Annotated in this window: 17 protein-coding genes and 1 tRNA gene; 8 read left to right on the forward strand and 10 right to left on the reverse strand. The window is 48.1% G+C overall.

The window, feature by feature from the left end:
* The first annotated feature begins 247 nt into the window (after positions 1–247).
* Positions 248–1,165 carry a homoserine kinase gene (thrB, locus tag ACTHR7_RS10290; protein ID WP_107868351.1) on the forward strand — a complete coding sequence of 306 codons (918 nt, stop codon included), beginning with the start codon at positions 248–250 and terminating at the stop codon, positions 1,163–1,165.
* Positions 1,166–1,208: 43 nt separating this feature from the next.
* Here thrB and ACTHR7_RS10295 read toward each other — a convergent pair whose 3' ends face one another.
* From ACTHR7_RS10295 to ACTHR7_RS10310, 4 genes are all read right to left on the reverse strand, one after another.
* Entirely contained in the window at positions 1,209–2,735 is a 1,527-nt protein-coding gene (locus ACTHR7_RS10295; RefSeq protein ID WP_107868350.1) for a DHA2 family efflux MFS transporter permease subunit, read from the reverse strand.
* Positions 2,736–2,836: 101 nt separating this feature from the next.
* Complete coding sequence (locus ACTHR7_RS10300; RefSeq protein WP_440370765.1) at positions 2,837–4,027, reverse strand: HlyD family secretion protein; 1,191 nt, start codon at positions 4,025–4,027, stop codon at positions 2,837–2,839.
* 225 nt (positions 4,028–4,252) lie between these two features.
* Positions 4,253–5,659 (reverse strand): efflux transporter outer membrane subunit, encoded by a 1,407-nt coding sequence (locus tag ACTHR7_RS10305; protein WP_440370766.1) that lies wholly within the window; start codon positions 5,657–5,659, stop codon positions 4,253–4,255.
* Positions 5,660–5,708: 49 nt separating this feature from the next.
* A complete protein-coding gene (locus tag ACTHR7_RS10310) occupies positions 5,709–6,203 on the reverse strand; it encodes a MarR family transcriptional regulator (protein WP_004521040.1) in 495 nt (164 codons plus the stop codon).
* Between the two features lie 296 nt (positions 6,204–6,499).
* Between ACTHR7_RS10310 and ACTHR7_RS10315 the strand changes: the two genes are divergently transcribed.
* Positions 6,500–7,381, forward strand: coding sequence for a prephenate dehydrogenase (locus ACTHR7_RS10315; RefSeq protein ID WP_107811113.1), 882 nt, complete (start codon positions 6,500–6,502; stop codon positions 7,379–7,381).
* 107 nt (positions 7,382–7,488) lie between these two features.
* Here the strand turns inward: ACTHR7_RS10315 and hisD are convergent, their stop codons facing one another.
* The 4 genes from hisD to ACTHR7_RS10335 all read right to left on the reverse strand — a co-directional run bounded on the left by hisD (position 7,489) and on the right by ACTHR7_RS10335 (position 11,025).
* Positions 7,489–8,781: a histidinol dehydrogenase gene (hisD, locus tag ACTHR7_RS10320; RefSeq protein WP_107697167.1), complete on the reverse strand. Its 1,293-nt coding sequence runs from the start codon at positions 8,779–8,781 to the stop codon at positions 7,489–7,491.
* 71 nt (positions 8,782–8,852) lie between these two features.
* Entirely contained in the window at positions 8,853–9,578 is a 726-nt protein-coding gene (nfsA, locus tag ACTHR7_RS10325; protein WP_107697166.1) for an oxygen-insensitive NADPH nitroreductase, read from the reverse strand.
* 48 nt (positions 9,579–9,626) lie between these two features.
* On the reverse strand, positions 9,627–10,280 hold the full coding sequence (gene hisG / locus ACTHR7_RS10330) for an ATP phosphoribosyltransferase (RefSeq protein WP_036473098.1): 654 nt from the start codon (positions 10,278–10,280) through the stop codon (positions 9,627–9,629).
* Between the two features lie 82 nt (positions 10,281–10,362).
* A complete protein-coding gene (locus ACTHR7_RS10335) occupies positions 10,363–11,025 on the reverse strand; it encodes an SCO family protein (RefSeq protein ID WP_003680035.1) in 663 nt (220 codons plus the stop codon).
* A gap of 284 nt (positions 11,026–11,309) precedes the next feature.
* Here ACTHR7_RS10335 and ACTHR7_RS10340 point away from each other — a divergent pair.
* The 6 genes from ACTHR7_RS10340 (at position 11,310) to porB (ending at position 16,963) form a co-directional block, all read left to right on the forward strand.
* A tRNA-Leu gene (locus tag ACTHR7_RS10340) sits at positions 11,310–11,394 on the forward strand.
* 389 nt (positions 11,395–11,783) lie between these two features.
* Positions 11,784–13,511 (forward strand): biosynthetic-type acetolactate synthase large subunit, encoded by a 1,728-nt coding sequence (ilvB, locus tag ACTHR7_RS10345; RefSeq protein ID WP_440370767.1) that lies wholly within the window; start codon positions 11,784–11,786, stop codon positions 13,509–13,511.
* A gap of 10 nt (positions 13,512–13,521) precedes the next feature.
* Positions 13,522–14,013, forward strand: a complete 492-nt coding sequence (gene ilvN / locus ACTHR7_RS10350) for an acetolactate synthase small subunit (protein ID WP_003748480.1) — start codon at positions 13,522–13,524, stop codon at positions 14,011–14,013.
* A 66-nt stretch (positions 14,014–14,079) separates the two neighbouring features.
* On the forward strand, positions 14,080–14,373 hold the full coding sequence (locus ACTHR7_RS10355; protein WP_070583491.1) for a putative quinol monooxygenase: 294 nt from the start codon (positions 14,080–14,082) through the stop codon (positions 14,371–14,373).
* A gap of 61 nt (positions 14,374–14,434) precedes the next feature.
* Positions 14,435–15,448 (forward strand): ketol-acid reductoisomerase, encoded by a 1,014-nt coding sequence (gene ilvC / locus ACTHR7_RS10360; protein WP_070646594.1) that lies wholly within the window; start codon positions 14,435–14,437, stop codon positions 15,446–15,448.
* Positions 15,449–15,835: 387 nt separating this feature from the next.
* Complete coding sequence (gene porB / locus ACTHR7_RS10365) at positions 15,836–16,963, forward strand: trimeric porin PorB (protein ID WP_070646593.1); 1,128 nt, start codon at positions 15,836–15,838, stop codon at positions 16,961–16,963.
* 187 nt (positions 16,964–17,150) lie between these two features.
* On the opposite strand, the gene pepN is transcribed toward porB, so the two are convergent.
* Complete coding sequence (gene pepN, locus ACTHR7_RS10370; RefSeq protein WP_440370768.1) at positions 17,151–19,772, reverse strand: aminopeptidase N; 2,622 nt, start codon at positions 19,770–19,772, stop codon at positions 17,151–17,153.
* 155 nt (positions 19,773–19,927) lie between these two features.
* A partial coding sequence (locus tag ACTHR7_RS10375; RefSeq protein WP_440370769.1) for a YadA family autotransporter adhesin occupies positions 19,928–22,012 on the reverse strand: 2,085 nt, incomplete at its 5' end.

Here is a 22,012-nt window from a genome sequence, read left to right on the forward strand (position 1 = left end):
GTCAACACCTTTCGCAAAATTATTTTCAGAAATTTAACCACTTCCCTGTTTTAACAGGGTTTTTATTTTATAAAAAACTCCAACAACCTTTCTACACTCTCCAAATATACAAAAAACACAAACTAAAGGCCGTCTGAAATGCTCTTTCTGACGGCCTTTTGAATTTGACCTTCGCTTTAATTTATATTGTTGCCGCTTGTTTTTTGGTATGATGTTTCTTTGATTTTATTTCAGCTTCGAGTTTGCTATGTCTGTCTATACCAGTGTTTCCGACGCTCAAATGCGCGATTTCTTGCTGCAATATGATTTGGGAGATTTTGTTTCTTTGCAGGGGATTGCTCAAGGAATTACTAACAGTAATTATTTTTTGACAACTTCAACCGGTCGTTATGTCTTGACTGTTTTTGAGGTTTTAAAATCAGATGAACTGCCTTTCTTTTTAGAACTCAACCAGCATTTGAGTCTGAATGGTGTTGCCTGCGCTGCTCCGATTGCTCGCAAAGATGGCAGACTGCATTCTATTTTGGCCGGAAAACCGGCTTGTTTGGTTACTTGTTTGAATGGCTCGGATACCGGCTGGCCAACTGAGGCTCAATGCTTCCATACCGGTGCTATGCTGGCCAAAATGCATTTAGCCGGTCAAGACTTTCCTTTAAAAATGAAAAATCCTCGTTATGATGACTGGTGGCATAATGCCTGCACTCAATTGCTACCTGTTTTAGATTCTGAGGATGCCGCACTGCTTCAATCTGAAATTGCAGCTTTAGATGAAAATCTAGGAGAGCATTTACCTTCCGGTATTATCCATGCCGATTTATTTAAGGACAACGTATTGCTTAATGGAGATGAAGTTTCCGGCTTTATCGACTTCTATTATGCGTGTAACGGTAATTTCATGTACGACCTGGCAATTGCGGTTAACGATTGGGCACGAACAGCTGATAACAAATTAGACCCTGTCCTTTATGATGCCTTTATCCATGGCTATGAAAGCGTACGTCCATTATCTGATGAAGAACACGCGTATTTTCCTACTGCACAAAGAGCCGGATGTATTCGTTTCTGGGTATCTCGCCTACTTGATTTCCATTTCCCTCAATCAGGAGAAATGACGTTTATTAAAGATCCAAATGCATTTAGAGATCTATTATTGAGTTTTAAATAATATAATAGATAAAAGGCCGTCTGAAATTCAGACGGCCTTTTATCTAATGCCCTCCCCCGCCGGAACCGCTAAACGGAGGTCTTGCCAGCCAAATAATGGGAATCATACTGATGAATATGATACTGCCTGCCAAGAAGATTTCATTTGAGCCAATAATAAAGCCTTGTTGGGAAATAGTACTATTTATCGCAGCCAGGGCTTGCTCTTTGCTCAGGCCATTGGCCATCATGCCTTGAATAGATTGGTTGCTGATTGAGGACAATGAATTAATATGTTCGGTCAGCTGAGTATGGTGCAGAGCTTCGCGCCGTTCCCACATGGTGCTGACAACGGACACTCCGACACCGCCCATAAAGACTCGCAAGAAATTAGACAAGCTACTGGCCGAGGCAATTTGGTTGCCCTTCATATGTGATAAGGTGATACTGGTCAGGGGTAGGAAGAACATGGCTACGCCTAAACCCTGCCAAAACTGTGGCCAAACGACGTTGCTCATATCCATGCCGGCATAGAAGTCGGTTCGCCAATGGAATGTATAGGCAAACACCAAGAAGCTGGCACTGACAAACAGGCGCATATCGACGCGATTGCCAAACTTACCAATAATCGGCGACAGAATAATCGGCAGAAAACCTACCGGTGCAGCAGCCAAACCAGCCCAAGTAGCGGTATAGTCGAGATTTGATTGCAACACCAAAGGCAGCAGAGTCAATGTGCCCATATAAACCATAAAGCCCAAGGATGTCGCAACAACGCCTATCGTAAAGTTTCTATTTTTAAACAATGACAAATCGACAATCGGGTATTTCTCGCCCAGCTCCCAAACAATAAAATATGTCAGGAACACCAAAGCGGTAACGCCCAAAACGATAATCTCTCCTGAGGCAAACCAGTCCAATTCCTTGCCCCTATCAAGCATCATTTGCAATGCGCCGACACCGACAATCATCAACACCAGCCCGACATAATCGATTGGCGCCCTAATAATTTCGGTTTCCCTGTGTCTAAGCTGTTTCCAAGCAATGGAGGCGGATAAAATCCCGATTGGGATATTGATAAAGAAAATCCATCCCCAATGCCAGTTGTCCGAAATCCAACCGCCCAAAATCGGCCCCAATACAGGAGCAACAACGACGGTCATTGCCCATAAGGCCAGTGCCAATGTTCGTTTTTCAGGCGGATAGGAAGCCATCAACAGGCTTTGGGACAAGGGAATCAATGGCCCGGCGATGAAGCCTTGCAATACACGGAAAAAAACCAAGGCTTGAAGATTATGTGCCATACCGCACAGCCATGACGTTACGACAAACCCAATCACAGCGGCGATAAAGATTTTAACCTCACCAAACCGCTTGGCCAAAAAACCTGTCAAGGGAACGGAAATGGCATTGGCTACGGCAAATGAGGTAATCACCCAAGTGCCCTGAGTGGTCGCAGCACCCAAATCCCCTGCGATAACAGGCACGGCGACGTTGGCGATGGTACTGTCCAAGACTTCCATAAATACGGCCAAGCTGAGCGCCAACGTTGCCAACACCAGCTTAAACCCTTTTAACGGCGGATAATTCATATTTTTAAACTATAAGACAACCGCCAAAGCGGTCGATTGAAGAAAATCAATATTTCAGACGGCCTGAGCCTTCAATAAAAGACTCAGGCCGTCTGAAAAGATTATTTTGCGTATTGCTCGAAGATTTTATCGACTAAAGCATCGGCGGCTTTCCAATCCACACTTTCCGTTTCCGGCAAGGCAGTATTTCGTTCTGCTTCGGCAGTCATGGCTTTACCGCTACCCTTCTCGGCAATATCGACTTTAACAGTCATCGACAAACCGACACGGAGTGGATTTTGTTGCAATTCTTTAGCATCCAAACTGATACGCACCGGCACACGTTGTACAACTTTAATCCAGTTGCCCGTTGCGTTTTGTGCCGGCAGTAATGAGAACGCACTGCCCGTACCGGCCGACAAGCCCATTACCTTGCCATGGTAAACCACTTTGCTGCCGTACAAATCGGCTGTCATTTCAACAGGCTGGCCGATTTTCATTTTGCGCAGTTGCGATTCTTTAAAGTTGGCATCCACCCACAACTCAGACAGAGGCACAACGGCCATCATCGGCGTACCTTGCACGATACGTTGGCCGACTTGGACATTTCGTTTGGCAATTTGGCCGCCGATCGGCGAACGGATTTGCGTACGTTGCAAATTCAACCAAGCGTCTTTGATGTGGCTGATGGCCGTCTGAACTGCCGGTTGTTGGCGCAGAGGAATATTGCTGCCCAACGCTGCCTGAGCGGAAACTTCTTCCGCCTCAACCGCTTTCAATGCAGCCTGAGCCTGAACCACAGCGGCACGGGCATGGCTGAGTTCTTCTCCGGAAACCGCTTCCGTACCCGCCAAAGATTCGCGGCGGCGCAAATCGGCTTGCGCACGGGCCAAATCGGCTTTGCGCAACAACACTTGCGCTTTGGCTTTTGAATTGACCGCAGTTTGCTGTTTGTTTTGACGGATGGCCTGAATCAATTCATTTTGTGCGCGATCGTATGCCAGCTGAAAATCGCTATCGTCCAAAGCCACCAACACATCGCCTTTTTTCACGACATCCGTATCGTCATACATGACTTTGCGCACCGTGCCGTTCACCTGCGGCGTAATCATCACCAAATGACCGGCCACATAAGCATCTTCCGTTTCTTCTTCATGCTGCCAAAACAGGAAATACGCCAAAGCGACTCCTGCTGCCGTAATAAGGAATAGGAGTGTAACGATAACCAAATTGCGTTTGCGATGCGTTTTAGCACCAGAAGCGGCTACTTCCGTTTCACTTTGGACATTATTTTTTTCTGATTGAGTATCCATAAGTCCCAACTTTAAATTCTGCACATGTGATAACGATATTATTGTCTTGTCGGGTAGCTGACTTATACCATCAGCCCCAATACGCGCGTTTAACGCGCTAAAGGGTCATATTTTATAGTTACACTCTATTCATTACAATAATTTCTTCCGGTAGCAAATGTAAATAAGGTAAGCAAAAGGCCGTCTGAAATCACTTTCAGACGGCCTTCCGTTTTAATCAAACGTTTATTTCTTATTTAATTTAAAGCCTCCGCCCAACTGGGCATTGAGGTTACTCCAAGCTGTCAGATATTCTGCATGGTATTGAACCGCCGACATTTTCGTACGCACAGCTTCGTCTTGTTTTTGCAAAGCGGTCAAGCCGTTATCCAAGCCTGCGCGAACACGTCCTTTCGCATTTTGTACAGATTTATCTGTAATATTGACCATCTTGTTCCAAGTATCTTGTCGGCTTTTCAGGCTTTGATAGTCCACGACGGCATCTGCCGCCGCACGCATGGCGTCCAAAACAGTTTGGTCGTACACGGCAACCTGCTCATTATATTGGGCGCGTTTGCCTGCCAATTTGGACTGCAGCGCGCCGGAAGTAAACAATGGCAGATTTAAAGCTGGAACAATGCCCAACATACCGGATGTCCGTCCGCGAATCAGGTTGAACGCATCAATGTGCGTCATGCCTGCCAAAACTTTCAACTCAATATTCGGATAAAACTCTGCTTCTGTCGATTTGACGATATGCCATTTCTCTTCAAGCAAGGCTTTTTGTGCCGCGATATCGGGGCGGGCCGCCAGCAAGTCCGCTTCAATACGGTTAACCGGCAATGACGGCACAGCCGCCATTTTTTCCGGAACTTGTCCATTTAATGCACCCGGCACTCGGCCGGTCAATACAGCCAGACTGTTGCGGATTTTCTCGTTTTTCTGAGTCCATGCCGATTTTTCAAGCTGCAATTGTTGTTGCGCCATTTCCAGAGCGTGCAATGCATCGGCAGGAGCCAGCTGCGCTTTAACGCGTTGTTGCATCAGTTTTAATGCTTTATCCGCCAGCTCTATACGCGTATCCAGCAGCGCCAGTTGTTCTGTCGCCATCTGCCACGCAAAATATTGGGCGGCAACGGCGTGAGCCAGCTCAGTGCGGATGTGCTGCGCCTCATACACCGCCGCCCGGCTTTTTCCCAAAACGGCTTGAATCTGCTCTCGGTTTTTACCCCAAAAGTCGAAAACCAAACTGCCTTGTAAGGCTGCGTGCGCCAAAACCAATGTATGGTCGGTATCAACCATACCGGCTTGAGGTTTGGGTGAAACATAAGCACCCAGACCTGTAACGCCCAAGCCGACTTGCGGTTTGTTTGCGGCTCCTACAACGCCCAGCTGCGCCTGAGCCTGCTCAAACCTTGCCTTGACGACACGCAGATTGGTAGACATCTGAATGGCGGAAGCAATCAAATTGTTTAATTTTTTATCTTTCAGCTTCATCCACCAGCCATCTTGGGCAGTAGCGGCAGATTGGCCTTGCGGCAGCGGATAGGCTGTTGTCTCATCCAAAGGCGACTGTTTGCCGAACGGCGCACATGCCGCCAACAGCGAAACAGCGGCAACGCATACGCTTGATTTGACCAAACCTAATTTCATACAGACTCCGTTTATGTGTGCCTGCCGCAGACCATCAGGCCGTCTGTTGTCAATTGCCCAAACGGTTCAACAGTTTACCCAACAGGTGTTGCAGCGTATCATAATCCTCTTTCGTGAAATCTTCCCACGCCTGGCCGCTCTGACGGGCAATTTGCGGCCATACTTCGTGGATGAAGGTCTCACCCGAAGGGGTCAATTTTAGCACAATCTGACGGCGGTCTTTCTGATTGATATAACGCTCTACCCAGCCGCGCTCAACCATGTCGTCCGACAGGCGTGTTGCACTGGTGCGCGTCAAGTCCATCAAGTCGCTCAAGCGCGAAGGCAGGATTTCGCTGTTTGGGCTGACGTAAACCGCCATCAGGGAAAACCACAGGTTTTCATTGATGCCGAACGCTTTCAGGTTTTCGTTCAAATGGCTGCTCAAACGTTCGGTTACGATGCGCAACATGCGGGATACTTGGTTTTGCTGCTCCGGAAACTGCGGCAGACGGGTAGAAAGCAAACGCATTGCGTTGACTAATTCGGTTTGTGAAAAACTCATAAATTCCTTCTTTCTGAGTGAATTATTTTATTCGATATCAATCAAAATAAAATATGATGTGATAATTTACTTTAAGATACCAATTACTTACTTTAAGACGTTATACTAATTCAGATGATTATTTTAGTGTATGAAAATCTGATAATCGGTTACATGCTCCTACTAAACGGAGTTTTCTATGCCTAAATCATGAAAATTCGACCATAAAAAAGGCCGTCTGGAACCTTGATGACAACTTTTAGACGACCCCCATAACGGATTAAAATAAGCTTTTCCACTTAAATCGGATTCAAACCATGAACACTTCCGCCTTTTTTCCCCACATTACCCTTATCGGCGTCGGTTTAATCGGCGGTTCGTTCATGCTCGACCTCAAACGCTTGGGACTGGTGCAAAGCGTTACCGGCATCGACACCAATGCAGACAACCTCAATTACGCACTCGAATGCGGCATCATCGACCATGCCTATCCGAATATTTGCGCCGAAAGCATCGCCAATGCCGATTTGGTTTTGATTGCCACGCCTGTCTCCGTCCTGCCTGACATATGCCGCGACATCAAGCCCTTCTTAAAAGATACGGCCTGCGTTTCCGATGTTGGCAGCACCAAACAATCGGCACTCAATGCCTTCCGCACCTACTTGTCCGACCGCCTGCCGCAATGTTTTGCCGCCCACCCGATTGCCGGCTCGGATCAAAGCGGGGCAAAATCCGCGCGTTGCGGTTTGTTTCAAAACAGCCGCCTTATCATTACCTTGCACGGCCAAGAGGCTTCAGACGGCCTAAGACGGTTGAAAAGCCTGTGGCAGGCGGTTGGTTCGCAAATTTCGACCATGAGTGCCGAAGAACACGACAATATTTTTGCCGCCGTTTCCCACTTGCCGCACTTGGCCGCCTTTGCCTATGTCCACGCTTTGGTTGACCATCCGCACGGCAAAAACTACCTCCCCTATGCCGCCACAGGCTTTCGCGACTTTACCCGCATTGCCTCCAGCCACCCTGCCGTTTGGACAGACATCTGCATGGCCAACCAACCTGCCCTGCTCAAACTGACCAGCGATTTGAAAGAACAATTATCCAAATTGGAACAACTCCTTTCAGACGGCAACAAAACCGAGCTTTACCGCTATTTTGAAGAAGCCGCACAAATGCGTAATGACTGGCTGAAAAACCGTTAACCCTGTTTTCAGACGGCCTGATGCCTTATCGGCCAAACCTTCATCACAATAAAAAGGGCATCTGTTTAGATGCCCTTTTTGGATTTCTTACGACTTCAACGTTTCACTCAGTCTTTCAAACGGAACTCAGCCGCTCTGGCGTGCGCGGTCAAGCTTTCGCCATGCGCCAACACGCTGGCGGTTTTGCCCAATTTCTGCGCACCTTGTTCTGAAACCTGAATCAGACTGGAGCGTTTTTGGAAATCATATGTTCCCAAAGGAGAAGAGAAACGCGCCGTGCGGCTGGTCGGTAAAACGTGGTTGGGGCCTGCGCAATAGTCACCAAGGCTTTCACTGGTATAGCGTCCCATGAAAATAGCGCCGGCGTGGCGGATTTTTTTCACCCACTCTTGCGGATTCTCAACCGACAATTCCAAGTGTTCGGGAGAAATATAGTTGGCGATTTCGCAGGCTTCGTCCAAGTCTTTAGCCAAAATCATTGCACCGCGGTTGCCCAATGAAGCTTCAATAATCGCACGGCGAGGCATGGTTTCAATCAGGCGGTTCATGGCCGTCTGAACTTCGTCCAAATACGCTTGAGAAGTACCGATCAAAATCGCTTGTGCAATTTCATCGTGTTCCGCCTGACTGAACAAATCCATGGCCACCCAATCAGCAGGCGTCGTGCCATCGGCAATCACCAAAATTTCAGACGGCCCTGCCACCATATCAATACCGACCACGCCGAACACGCGGCGTTTGGCCGCAGCGACAAAGGCATTGCCCGGGCCAGTAATCTTATCGACTTGAGGCACGGATTCCGTACCATAAGCCAAAGCCGCAACCGCCTGCGCACCCCCGACCGTAAACACTTTGGTTACACCGGCCACAAAAGCAGCCGCCAACACGATATCGTTGCGCTCGCCTTTCGGAGTGGGAACGACCATGATGATTTCTTCCACGCCGGCAACGTGGGCAGGCATGGCGTTCATGATGACGGAACTCGGATAAGCGGCTTTACCGCCCGGAACATAAATACCGACGCGGTCAAGCGGCGTAATCTGTTGGCCCAAAAGCGTGCCGTCTTCGTCTTCGTAAGTCCATGACTCCATTTTTTGGTGTTTATGGTAGCTTTCTACCCGTCTCGCGGCCGTTTTCAAGGCCGTCTGAATATTTTCAGGCAAACGCTCAAACGCAGACTGCAAATCGTCTTGCGTCAGAATTAAATCGTCGATGGTTTGGGCGGATGTACCGTCAAAACGGTTGGTGTATTCAATCAGCGCCGCATCGCCGCGTTTTTGAACATCGGCGCAGATGTCGGCAACAATACGGTCGATTTCAGGGTTTTGCGCGGTTTCAAAAGCAAGCAGTGCTTTGAGTTCGGCTCGAAAATCAGGGGATTGGGTATCGAGTTTCTTCATGGTTTGCTCTCTTCCTTGTTTCGTTCCTATTATTTTCAGACGGCCTCAGCCACACATAGGCCGTCTGAACATTATTTTTTCAAAAAACCTTTTTTCTGCAAAAACGCCAACATATGCGGCCGCACAGGATTACCCAAGGTTTTTGCCAGCGATTCCTTCCAAGGTATCGGACTGCCCTTGCTCAACTCATAATAATCCGCTACTGCCTGATTATAGGCTTCAACGGCATCGGCATTCAGGCTCGGACAGGCGTTTTCGGCATAGACCATTTCCTTAGGCAGGCGCGGCTTGAGCAGTGGGTCTTGGTCGGGATAACCGAGACACAACCCCACCAAAGGCACGCAATAATCCGGCAGGTTCAATACGTCCGATACTTTTTGCGCATTATTGCGCAACGCGCCGATATACACGCCGCCCAGCCCAAGCGATTCGGCGGCAAGCAATACGTTTTGCGCCATAATGCCCGCATCGACCGCACCAATCAGGGTTACCTCCGCCCAATCAATTTGTGCATCGGGAAACATTGCCTTGTGTTTGGAAAAATCGATGCAAAACAGTAAAAATTCCGCACAATGGACAATATAAGGTGCGCTTCCTGCCGCTTCATGTATCCCCTGCCTCAGCGCAAGGTCGGATACGCGGATGATGGAAACGCATTGCAGATTGTTGGAAGTCGAAGCCTGTTGTCCGGCGCGAACCAGCGTATCGAGGATTTCAGCGGCAATCGGTTCGGAAGTAAACCTGCGGATGGAACGATGGGAAAGAATCGTATTGAGTGTCGGTTTGCTTTGCATCATGACGGGGCTTTCAAACTGGGTTGGCAGACAGTTTTTGCCAAAAACTTTTCAGACGGCCTTAGCGGCATTTTCAAATGCCTGAATAATCGGATTCAACAGCGCATATTTGGTTTTCAACGCCGCCTTGTTGACCACCAAGCGGCTGGAAATATCAGCCACATGTTCCACAGCTTCCAAACCATTCGCCTTCAATGTATTGCCGCTGGAAACCAAATCGACAATCGCGTCGCTCAAACCGACCAAAGGCGCAAGCTCCATCGAGCCGTACAGTTTGATGATGTCCACATGCACACCCTTGTCGGCAAAGTGTTCGGCGGCGATGTCGGGATATTTGGTGGCAATCCGCAAGCGGCTGCCGGGTTTGGAAGCAGCGGCGTAATCAAAACCTTTTTTAACCGCAACCATCATGCGGCATGAGGCGATGTGCAAATCCAAAGGTTGATACAGGCCGTCTCCGCCATGCTCAATCAGCACGTCCTTACCGGCAATACCGAAATCCGCCGCACCATATTGCACATAAGTCGGCACATCGGTTGCGCGCACAATCACCAAACGGATATTGTCATGATTGGTACCAATAATCAGCTTGCGCGATTTTTCCGGCTCTTCCGCAGGCACAATACCAGCGGCGGCCAACAGCGGCAGGGTCTCCTCAAAAATTCGCCCCTTGGATAAAGCAATCGTTAAAAGTGTATCGGTCATTTTTTTCTTCTCCTTTGCCGTATCAAAAGCAAGAAGGCCGTCTGAAATCCACAACCCATTTCAGACGGCCTCAACTACGGTTTTACAATAAAGTTTTCACATCAGCCGCAATCGTTTCCGGCTCGCTGCCATAAGGCGAGAAAATCGCCACTTCGCCGTTTTTATCAATCAAATATGCACCTGAAGAGTGGTCGACCAAATAGTTTTCGCTGTCTTCTTTTTGGTTGACTTTAGCCGATACCACACGGTATTGCTGTTTGATGACAGGCAGGCTTTGATCGCCGGTAGCCGTCAGGCCGATAAAATCAGGGTTGAACTGTTTGGCGTATTTGCCGATTACTTCAGGCGTGTCGCGCTCAGGGTCGATGCTGACAAATACTACTTTCACGTCTTTAGCCTGATCGCCCAATTGTTTTAAAGTGTCGCTGTAAGTCAGCAACTCGGTTGGGCATACGTCAGGACAGTGGGTATAACCGAAAGACAGGATAACCACTTTGCCTTTCAAATCACTCAGGCTGAAAGGTTTGCCGTCGCCATCGGTCAATGTGAAATCGCCGCCAATATCTTCTTTGCGCATATCAGTACCACGCGCTTGCACTTTGGGTGCAGACTCACCGGAAGCAGCCGGTGCGGCAGAAGCGGCAGGTGTCGAAGAAGCCTCCTTGGCCTCTTCTTTAGGCTGACAAGCAGCCAGAGCAGCCAACGCAAAAGCACTGAGTAAGAAAGTTCGTGTAACGGAAAGCATAAATTTTCTCCAAAACCGTTTCAAATAAATAAGGCCAAACAACCACCCGGCCAGTATAAAAACAAAACATCTTCATATTAACGCGTTTGACACATTAAAAGTAGCCCTTTTTGAAGATAAATCCCGCTTTTTTTGTTTTAAAAATCTGCCTTCCATTTAGATAACCATCAAACGTAAAAAGTTTAATTCATTAAAAATCAAACAAATATAAAAATAATCCGATTTTTTTTCAATTACTGCTTTACAAGATTCGAGAACTCGCTATAATGACGACTTCTTCGCTAGCCCAGGTGGCGAAATTGGTAGACGCAGGGGACTCAAAATCCCCCGCCGCAAGGTGTGTCGGTTCGAGTCCGACCCTGGGCACCAAATTTAAAAAACCTCTTGATTCAGTCAAGAGGTTTTTTGCTATTCTTCATTTGCAAAAACCTTCTCCTTACTCAAACTGTCAACAATCCATCCACACCAAGATCAATAAAACTGTTTTTTTATTTCTTTAAAATCAACCTTCAATCTATTTTCTCGTTTCAAATGTTAAAAGATGAAAGATTTTATCTTGATTGAACAGTCGGTTTGCGTTATCGTTTCTACTCTTTTTCACAAACTCTGTGTTCCTTTCCAATTGTTTGGACAGTCTGACTGTCGCCGTATTCCCTCAATGCGCGTACCCTAAATCGCTGCTTGGCGGAATTGCATTACAGGTGCTGTGGTGAAGCGGATTGTTCCTATTGGTTAGAAACCGCATAAAAGAGGTCAATATGCAATTATCAGGCGCACAAATCATCGTGCAAAGTCTCAAAGCCGAAGGTGTCGAGTATGTATTCGGCTATCCGGGCGGCGCGGTTATCGAAATCTACGATGCCCTTTTCCAACTCAATAAATTCAAGCACATCCTGGTTCGCCACGAGCAGGCAGCCGTACATGCGGCAGATGCCTATGCCCGTGTCAGTGGCAAAGTTGGCGTTGCCTTGGTAACTTCCGGCCCGGGCGTAACCAATGCCCTGACCGGCATCGCCACCGCTTACAGCGACTCCATTCCGTTGGTGGTCATCAGCGGCCAGGTGGGCAACTCCCTTATCGGGACAGACGCATTCCAAGAAGTGGACACAGTCGGCATTACTCGCCCTTGTGTCAAACACAATTTCTTGGTGACCAATATCGCTGAGTTGGCAGACACCATCAAAAAAGCTTTCCAAATTGCCGCAAGCGGCCGTCCGGGTCCCGTTGTTGTCGATGTTCCTAAAGATGTCACCCAAGCAATGGCTAAATTCAGCTATCCGCAAGAAGACATCTTCATCCGCTCCTACCAACCGGTTGTACAAGGTCACATCGGCCAAATTAAAAAAGCCGTACAAATGCTGGCTTCTGCCAAACGCCCCATCGTTTACTTCGGCGGCGGCGTGGTATTGGGCAATGCCTCCGAGGAAATGACCCAATTTATCCGCATGACCGGCGTACCCTGTACCGGCACATTAATGGGTTTGGGCGCTTACCCTTCCAGCGACCGCCAATTCTTGGGTATGCTGGGTATGCACGGTACTTACGAAGCCAACCTCGCCATGCAGAATGCAGACGTTGTACTGGCAATCGGTGCGCGCTTCGATGACCGCGTTGTTTCCGTACCGTCAAAATTCTTGGACAAACCCAAAAAAATCATCCATATCGACATCGACCCGTCCAGCATTGCCAAACGTGTCAAAGTGGACATTCCGATTGTCGGCGATGTCAAAAACGTATTGACCGAAATAATTCATCTGTGGGGCAAACAAGAAACTGCGCCTTCAGCAGACTCATTGGACAAATGGTGGAAAACCATCGAAGAATGGCGTTCGCACAACTGCCTGTGGTTTGAAAACGACAGCGAAATCATTAAACCGCAATACGTTGTTCAAAAACTGGCAGAAATTACCAAAAACTCAGCCATTATTACTTCCGACGTTGGCCAACACCAAATGTTTGCTGCTCAATATTATCCATTCGAGCGTCCCCGCCAATGGCTCAATTCCGGCGGTCTGGGTACGATGGGTGTAGGCCTACCTTATGCCCTCGGTGCCAAACTGGCGGCTCCGGAACAAGACGTCTTCTGTATCACAGGCGAGGGCTCTATTCAAATGAATATCCAAGAGCTGTCCACCTGCTTCCAATATAATGTCCCCATCAATGTCGTTACATTAAACAATGGCTATTTGGGTATGGTTCGCCAATGGCAGGAGCTGTATTATGGCAACCGCGAATCGGAAACCTATTTCGATTCATTGCCCGACTTTGTCAAACTGGCCGAATCCTACGGCCATATCGGCATCCGTGTGGACAAAAAATCCGATGTAGAAGGCGCTTTACTGGAAGCATTAAACCAAAAAGACCGTCTGGTATTCCTCGATTTCTTGACCGACAAGAAACAAAACGTACTGCCTATGGTCGGCAACGGCAAAGGTTTGGATGAAATGGTTCTGCCGCCGCATATGCGCGATATTGCAAAAGCGTAAGGAGAAAGAAATGCGACATATCTTATCTATTCTGATGGAAAATGAATCAGGTGCGATGAGCCGTGTGGTAGGTTTGTTCTCCGCACGCGATTACAACATCGACTCCCTGGCCGTAGCCCCAACCGAAGACAAAACCTTGTCCCGTATGACCATTGTTACCCACGGCGATGAGCACGTCATCGAGCAAATCACCAAACAACTCAACAAACTGATTGAAGTTGTCAAAGTGGTTGACTTGAACGAAAGCCGTTTTGTCGAACGTGAGTTGATGTTGGTAAAAGTCCGCGCCGTCGGCAAAGACCGCGACGAATTCCTGCGATTGACCGAAATCTACCGCGGCAGCGTTATTGATGTAACAGACCGCAGCTATACCATCGAAATCACAGGCTCTACCGAAAAACTCGACTCTTTCCTCGAAACAGTCGGCCGTGCTCAAATTTTGGAAACCGTCCGCACAGGCGCAGCCGGCATCGGCCGCGGCGAGCGTATTTTGAAAATTTAACGCTGTATCGTTCAGACGGCCTTTTGCTTTCTACAAAGGCCGTCTGAAAAACAGTAGGAGACAAATATGTCAAGCATCCAAATCGTTGCATTAGTTACCGTCAAACCCGAATACACCGAGGCTCTGGCTGCCCAATTTAAAGAATTGGTCAAAGCCAGCCGTGCAGAAGAAGGCAACATCAGCTACGACCTGCACCAAGAAATCGGCAAACCCAACCGTTTCGTATTCGTAGAAAGCTGGAAATCCCAAGCAGCTATTGACGAACACAATGCCAGCGAACATTTCCAAAACTTCGTCAAATCCATCGAAGGAAAAACCGAAGCATTGGAAATCGTCTTGATGAACCAAGTCCCCGCTTAAGCCCCTATTACTTTTAACTCAACCCGGATCATCCGGAACCCTCTTACACTAAGGAAATAAAATGCAAGTTTATTACGATAAAGACGCTGACCTTTCTCTGATCAAAGGCAAAACCGTTGCCATCATCGGCTACGGTTCACAAGGTCACGCACACGCAGCAAACCTGAAAGATTCCGGCGTAAATGTCGTAATCGGTCTGCGCCAAGGCGGCTCTTGGAAAAAAGCCGAAGCAGCTGGCCACGACGTGCGCACCGTTGCTGAAGCAACCAAAGCAGCCGACGTTGTAATGATTCTGTTGCCTGACGAAAACCAACCTATCGTATACAAAAACGAAATCGAGCCAAACTTGAAAGAAGGCGCAGTATTGGCGTTTGCTCACGGCTTCAACGTACACTACAACCAAATCGTACCTCGCGCCGACCTCGACGTTATCATGATTGCCCCTAAAGGCCCAGGCCACACCGTACGCAGCGAATTCCTGAAAGGCGGCGGCGTACCTTCCCTGATCGCCGTTTACCAAGATAAAAGCGGCAAAGCCAAAGACATCGCCCTGTCTTACGCAGCAGCCAACGGCGGCACTAAAGGCGGCGTAATCGAAACCAACTTCCGCGAAGAAACCGAAACCGACCTGTTCGGCGAACAAGCCGTATTGTGCGGTGGCGCAGTTGAATTGGTGAAATGCGGCTTTGAAACTTTAGTTGAAGCCGGTTACGCTCCAGAAATGGCCTACTTCGAATGTCTGCACGAGCTGAAACTGATCGTTGACCTGATGTACGAAGGCGGTATTGCCAACATGAACTACTCCATTTCCAATAATGCCGAATACGGTGAATACGTTACCGGCCCTGAAGTAGTGACTCCTGCAACCAAAGCAGCGATGAAAAAAGCACTGTACCGCATTCAAAGCGGCGAATATGCGAAAATGTTCATCCAAGAAGGCGCAACCAACTACGCCAGCATGACTGCCCGTCGCCGTCTGAATGCCGACCACCAAATCGAAAAAGTGGGTGCACAACTGCGTTCTATGATGCCTTGGATCGCTAAAAACAAACTGGTTGACCAAGACAAAAACTAATCTGTCTTTCAAGCAAATGAAACCTGCCTGATCACTCAGGCAGGTTTTTTATAATTTTAAAACCCAATACACTATAAATCTCACTCAACAAGGCCGTCTGAAAACAATATAAACAACATTTAAACTCCAAACTCAATAAGCCGTCTTTTATGGTTCTCCTAGAATTTCCTTTTAAAAAAACATATTACGAAATAAACGACCATTTCCCATACCTACTCTGTCTGCAAAAAACAACGTTTCCCAACAAAATACGCCTAAAACAAGAGGAAAATTTGTTTTCTTAAGCCATAACCTTTATATTATGGTTATGGAATCGTTGAAACAGAACGATATCGTAATAAGAAGAACGAATGCTCGCTTCTTCACACTTAAAAAAGGAAAACAGCAATGAAAAAATCCCTGATTGCCCTGACTTTGGCGGCTCTACCTGTTGCAGCTATGGCTGACGTAACTCTGTACGGTCAAATCAAAGCCGGTGTTGAAGTATCCAAAGTAAAATTGGGTGAAAAAACCGCTACTGCACTGGGTAAAGAGAAAAGCTCTAAAACTGCTACTGAAATCGCTGACTTCGGTTCACGCATCGGCTTCAAAGGCCACGAACACTTGGGCAGCAACTTGAATGCTATCTGGCAAGTTGAACAAAACACTTCTATCGCCGGTGGCGACAAAGAGTGGGCTTCTCGCGAATCTTTCATCGGTTTGGAAGGTGGCTTCGGTAAAATTCGTGCCGGTAAATTGAACTCTACTGTTAAAGACTCTAGCGACAACGTTGACCAATGGGAAAGCAGCAACGGTGCTTTGAATATGTCTGTATTTACCCGTGTTGACAAACGTGCAGTGTCTGTACGTTACGACAGCCCTGTATTCTCAGGCTTCAGCGCAAGCGTACAATACACTCCACGTGACAACGCTAACCCTTCTGACAAATACGCTCACAAAGTTCCTTCTCGTGACACTTACTACGCTGGCCTGAACTACGAAAACTCTGGTTTCTTCGGTCAATACGCTGGTGGTTTCCGTAAAAACTCTGTAGATGTTAAAGACGGTCACGTACAACGTTTGGTAGCTGGTTACGATGCTAACAACCTGTTTGTATCTGTAGCTGGTCAATACGCTAAAAACTGGGAAACTTTGGGTGATTACGCTCAAGCCCAATCTAACGGTGTTGTAACTGATGATATGCGCACTGCTGGTACTAACGCTTCTAACGTAGTATTTGGTACTGCTGCTGGTTTGGATGGCAAAGGTGTTGAAACTGTTGAAGTTGCTGCTACTGCCGCTTACCGCGCTGGTAACGTAACTCCTCGCGTTTCTTACGCTCACGGCTTCAAAGCTAAAGTTGACGGTCAAAAACTGAAAGGCACTCAATACGACCAAGTTATCGTTGGTGCTGACTACGACTTCTCTAAACGTACTACCGCTCTGGTTTCTGCCGGCTGGTTGCGTGGTGCTGAGTCTGGCCCTCACAAAGTTGAAACCATCTCTGGTTTGGTTGGCCTGCGTCACAAATTCTAATCTTCGGATTAGTATGAAAAAGAGCCTGTTTTATGCAGGCTCTTTTTTTATTCTATTCCCTACCCTCAACGAAAATTGATTTAAGCGTTGATATATAAAAAGGCCGTCTGAAACCAATTAGTTTCAGACGGCCTTTAGTCTATCTATCCCTATTGCCAAATGACAATAAGGTCAACAAACAAGCTCTTTATTTTTCATTCAAAATCTTACCGACGATCTCGCCCACATCTTTGGACAAATCTTCTTGTGCATAGATGCGTTGCAACTCTTTGGTCATGACGGCTTTTCGAGTGGCTTCCAATTTGTTGCAGATGTTGAAAGCCTGCACCAGTCGGGCGGCAACCTGTGGGTTAAAGTGGTCGATTTCCATCACTTTATCAGCAATAAAACGGTATCCACTACCATCTTCTGCATGGAAGTGCGGAATATTACGACTGAAGCTCATCAATAAAGAACGGGCTTTATTTGGATTTTCGATACTGAACTTAGGATGACTCAAGGCCGTCTGAACTTGCTGTAAAGTATCTTTGCGGCGACTTGAGGCAATCAGAGCAAAGTATTTGTCCATTACTAAAGCATCATCTGCGAATTTATCGGCAAATTGTGTCAACAAACGATTGCGGATTTCGCTTTCATTGCTGTTGATTGCGGATAAGATACCCCATTCGTGGGTCATGTTTTGCGCCATTGCTTCGTAATTTTCGGCAACGTGTTCGATATGCGCTGCGTCAGCACGAAGGATAAATGCCCTGCAAGCATTGCGCAAAGTGCGCCAGCCGGCCAATTCCGGGCTGTATTCATAACGAACAGCAGCATCAGCCTGGTTTTCTTGCTCGGCAGCTTGACGGTTCAGCTCGCGCCATTGAGGCAGGAACTTGACGGCAACGGCATTGAGCAAGACTTCTCGCGCTTGATGAACCTGAATCGGATCAATATTTTCTTCTTCCGCCCATACATCGGTTTCAGACGGCATTTGCAGCAAAATGGCACGGAATGCTGGATCGAAGTCACTGGAAACCACCAAAGCCAAAGCGTCCATCAATGCTTTGTGTTCCGGCAAAGGACGGCCTTCCGCCAATGCCTGACGGTTAGCGTTAATGGCACGATGGTACAGGGTTTGAGCAGCTTCCCAACGGGCAAATTCATTTTCATCTGCCGCCAGCAAAGTGGCCAATTCTTGCTCGCTGTACGGATAGTTCAGGGTAACCGGTGCAGAAAAATCTCGCAACAGAGACGGGATAACCGGCTCATTGACGCCGCCCAAGACAAAAGTCTGCTCAGCTTCAGTCAATACCAAAACCACCTCTTTCACCCGTTTGCCTTGATATTCAAATTCAACCGCTTCGCCTTTTTCATTCAGCAAACCGGTTTTGACCGGAATCATCATCGGCTGCTTGTCCGTCATATCGGGCGTAGCCGGAATGGTTTGTTTGATCGTCAATTCAAACGCTCCATCTTTCAGACGGCCTTGGGCATCTAAAACCGGCGTACCGGCTTGGCTGTACCATAAAGCAAACTGATCAAGATTGATGCCGTTTGCGTCTGCCATTGCGGCACGGAAATCATCACAAGTCACAGCCTGACCATCGTGGCGTTGGAAATACAACTTCATGCCTTTTTGGAAGCCCTCTTCCCCGAGCAAGGTGTGATACATGCGCACGACTTCCGCACCTTTTTCATAGACGGTCATGGTATAGAAGTTGTTCATCTCCTCATAGCTGGCCGGGCGGACAGGATGCGCAGTCGGGCCTGCATCTTCTGGGAATTGGAACAAGCGCAGCATACGGACATTGTCGATACGGCGTACCACGCGGCTGGCCCGGTCGCCGGAAAACTCTTGATCGCGGAAAACGGTCAAGCCTTCTTTCAGCGACAATTGAAACCAATCGCGACAGGTTACGCGGTTGCCTGTCCAGTTGTGGAAATATTCGTGCCCGACAACAGATTCAATGCCTTCAAAGTCGGTATCGGTCGCGGTACGGCTGTTGGCCAGCACAAACTTGGTGTTGAAAATATTCAAACCTTTGTTTTCCATCGCGCCCATATTGAAATCGCCCACGGCAACGACCATGAAAATATCCAAGTCGTATTCCAAGCCAAAGCGTGTCTCGTCCCATTTCATCGCATTTTTCAACGATTCCACGGCAAAACCGACTTTAGGTTTGTCTGTCTCCGTGGTGTAGAACTCGATTTTGACCTTACGGCCGCTCATGGTCGTAAAATAATCTTCCGTTACCGCCAAATCGCCTACCACCAAAGCAAAAAGATAGCTCGGTTTGGCAAACGGGTCTTCCCATTTCACCCAATGACGGCCGTCTGAAAACTCGCCGCCATCGATTTTATTGCCGTTAGACAGCAACACCGGATAGCGTTTTTTGTCTGCAACAATGGTGGTGGTAAATTTAGACATGACATCCGGACGGTCAATATAGAACGTAATTTTGCGGAAACCTTCCGGTTCGCATTGGGTGAACAGGTTGCCGCCGGAAGCATACAGACCCATCAAAGATTTGTTCTCAGCAGGCAAAATTTCAGTTTCCACTTCCAGTGTGAAGTTTTCAGACGGCACGCCTGCAATCGTCAGTTTTTCGTCTTCCAACACATAATCTACGGCCTGGCCGTTTACTTTCACAGACAGCAGTTTTGCCGAACCATCCAATACCAATGACTCCCCTGCTCTTTCAGGTTGAACGGTCAGACTGGATTTGACGATGGTTTGCGGTTCTAAAATATCGAAATGCAGGTCGGTTTTCAGAATACGGTACGCTGGCGCGGCGTAGTCTTTCAAATAATGAATGGTTTTGCTCATTTGTTCTCTTTCAGAGTCATGCGGTAAATAAATGAAGCATATCGTTTCATATAGCCTAAATTCAAGTGTTTTCAGAAAAAAAGGCCGTCTGAAACCTAAAATTTCAGACGGCCTCCCTATTCAGGCAGCAAATCTAGTTGCTTGTCATTGCCAACTTACCACTGATACAGCGCACCGGCACCGACACCGACATGACCGTCGGTATTGGCCGAGAAGTTGCCTTTGACAATCCAGTTGCCGCCGTCGCTCATCGCAGATACACCGATGGCCATGGCAGACTGACCACCGTAGTAGCCGCTGCCGACGCCGATACCGGTCGCACCCGGACGGGTTACTTGCGGAATCGAGCCTTGGGCAATCGCACCGGCCACACCTGCGTAGGCTTTCTTACCTACTTGGTTGATGTTGTTCTGCAACTCGGTACCCAAACCAATCAACTGGTTCACGTTTGCCGCGTCTGTACCGTCTTTACCCGGAGCCACATTGGTAATGCGTTGGCCTCCGTTGTTCAGACCGACAGGAGACAGTTTGACTTGGTTGTTCGGATTGTTTTCAGTCGGTGCAGCGATGGTTACGCCATCGTTGTTGACCACGGTATTGCCTGCGGTCAGACCGTCTTTGTTCAACGCAACTTTATCGCTGACTTTCACGCCGTCTTTGTTCATCACAGTATCGCCTGCTTTGAAGGTATCGGCATTCACTGTCTTCACGCTAATATCGTCAGCCAACTTCAGTTGAGCGCCACCGGCAACGGTTTCGCTGATGATGTTACTGTCGCCTTTGACGTTGATGGTAGAACCCAACGCGTAGTTGTTGCTGCCGGTCGTGCCGCCGAAGTTAATGCCTTTGGCGATATTGGCTGCGTTGTTGGTTACGTTTTGGTTGGTTGCGTACAACTGGCTGCCGTTGACGGCATCTTTGCTGTTGGCATTGATGTCACCATCCGCTACGTTGGTTACTTTGTTGCCCGCATTGTCCAAGCCGTCTTTAGTCAGGTTTACCTTGCCTGCTTTCAAGCCGTCTTTGTTCAATGCAACATCGTCACCCACTTTCACACCGTCAGTGTTCACTGCGGTATCGCCGGCTTTCACGCTGTCAACATCCAAGTCTTTATCGGTTGCCACCTCGTAAACAGTTTGACCCTTGTCGCCTGTTTTCTGAGTGACAACAATGTTCTTACCTTGAACGACTTCAGTCTTAGATGCAGCGGCAGCTTGTTTTAGTTGGGAAACATTGACTGCATCGGTGTCATCCGTACCGGCCGCAACGTTGGTAATCTTATTGCCGCCGTTGTTCAAGCCAGCTTTGGTCAAGTTGACATCGCCTGCTTTCAAGCCGTCTTTGTTCAATGCAACATCATCGCCGACTTTCACACCGTCATTATTCATCACGGTATCGCCTGCGGTAACGCTGTCGACTTTCAGGTTTTTATCGGTAGCCACTTTGTAAATGGTTTGGCCATTGGCACCGACATCCTGAGTAACAACAATGTTATCGCCTTGAACGACTTCAGTCTTAGCCGCAGCCGCAGCTTTGTTCAACTGAGCAACATTGACCGCATCAGTATCATCAGTACCGGCTGCAACGTTGGTAATCTTGTTGCCGCCGTTGTTCAAGCCGGCTTTAGTCAGGTTGACATCACCAACTTTCACGCCATCAGTATTGACTGTGGTATCACCGGCTTTCACGCTGTCAACTGCCAAGTCTTTAGCCAATTTGACTTCCAACTTATCAGAGCCATTCGCTACAACGCCGATATTGCCGTCTGAAAGTTTGGCTGGATCGGTTTGACCACCAACAATATTCAGCTTCGTACCCGGTTTGCGTTCAACGTCTTTGCCGCTGTCGCCACCGAAAGTCAAAGGCAGATTGGCAGTTGCATTAACGGCTTTGATTGCATCGTGGATATTGTTCTCACCAGTACCGCCAATATCAGTCATGCTGATGTTGCCGCCATTATTGGCCGCATTGCCACCCAATACATTCACCAACTGATCTTGGGCCGCATTCAGCTGCTCTTCAGTCGCCGCACGTTTGCCTTTGGCAAAGTCGCTGCCGCCCAAAGTCGTATTGCTCAAGCCGCTGACTTCGCCTTTATCGCCATCGATTTTCACCGGAGCCGCTTGACCGACATTCAACACATCGGCCAGTTTCAGCTGTGCACCACCGGCTACGGTTTCGCTGATGATGTTGCTGTCGCCTTTGACATTGATGGTGTCGCCCAATGCGTAGTTGTTGCT

This window comes from Neisseria sp. P0007.S010 (assembly GCF_051962875.1).
Lineage (GTDB): Bacteria > Pseudomonadota > Gammaproteobacteria > Burkholderiales > Neisseriaceae > Neisseria > Neisseria subflava_A.

Excerpts from the sequence above, each read along its gene's own strand:
- thrB (WP_107868351.1), top strand. The coding sequence starts at position 248 with ATGTCTGTCTATACCAGTGTTTCCGACGCTCAAATGCGCGATTTCTTG.
- ACTHR7_RS10295 (WP_107868350.1), bottom strand. The coding sequence starts at position 2,735 with ATGAATTATCCGCCGTTAAAAGGGTTTAAGCTGGTGTTGGCAACGTTG.
- ACTHR7_RS10300 (WP_440370765.1), bottom strand. The coding sequence starts at position 4,027 with ATGGATACTCAATCAGAAAAAAATAATGTCCAAAGTGAAACGGAAGTA.
- ACTHR7_RS10305 (WP_440370766.1), bottom strand. The coding sequence starts at position 5,659 with ATGAAATTAGGTTTGGTCAAATCAAGCGTATGCGTTGCCGCTGTTTCG.
- ACTHR7_RS10310 (WP_004521040.1), bottom strand. The coding sequence starts at position 6,203 with ATGAGTTTTTCACAAACCGAATTAGTCAACGCAATGCGTTTGCTTTCT.
- ACTHR7_RS10315 (WP_107811113.1), top strand. The coding sequence starts at position 6,500 with ATGAACACTTCCGCCTTTTTTCCCCACATTACCCTTATCGGCGTCGGT.
- hisD (WP_107697167.1), bottom strand. The coding sequence starts at position 8,781 with ATGAAGAAACTCGATACCCAATCCCCTGATTTTCGAGCCGAACTCAAA.
- nfsA (WP_107697166.1), bottom strand. The coding sequence starts at position 9,578 with ATGATGCAAAGCAAACCGACACTCAATACGATTCTTTCCCATCGTTCC.
- hisG (WP_036473098.1), bottom strand. The coding sequence starts at position 10,280 with ATGACCGATACACTTTTAACGATTGCTTTATCCAAGGGGCGAATTTTT.
- ACTHR7_RS10335 (WP_003680035.1), bottom strand. The coding sequence starts at position 11,025 with ATGCTTTCCGTTACACGAACTTTCTTACTCAGTGCTTTTGCGTTGGCT.
- ilvB (WP_440370767.1), top strand. The coding sequence starts at position 11,784 with ATGCAATTATCAGGCGCACAAATCATCGTGCAAAGTCTCAAAGCCGAA.
- ilvN (WP_003748480.1), top strand. The coding sequence starts at position 13,522 with ATGCGACATATCTTATCTATTCTGATGGAAAATGAATCAGGTGCGATG.
- ACTHR7_RS10355 (WP_070583491.1), top strand. The coding sequence starts at position 14,080 with ATGTCAAGCATCCAAATCGTTGCATTAGTTACCGTCAAACCCGAATAC.
- ilvC (WP_070646594.1), top strand. The coding sequence starts at position 14,435 with ATGCAAGTTTATTACGATAAAGACGCTGACCTTTCTCTGATCAAAGGC.
- porB (WP_070646593.1), top strand. The coding sequence starts at position 15,836 with ATGAAAAAATCCCTGATTGCCCTGACTTTGGCGGCTCTACCTGTTGCA.
- pepN (WP_440370768.1), bottom strand. The coding sequence starts at position 19,772 with ATGAGCAAAACCATTCATTATTTGAAAGACTACGCCGCGCCAGCGTAC.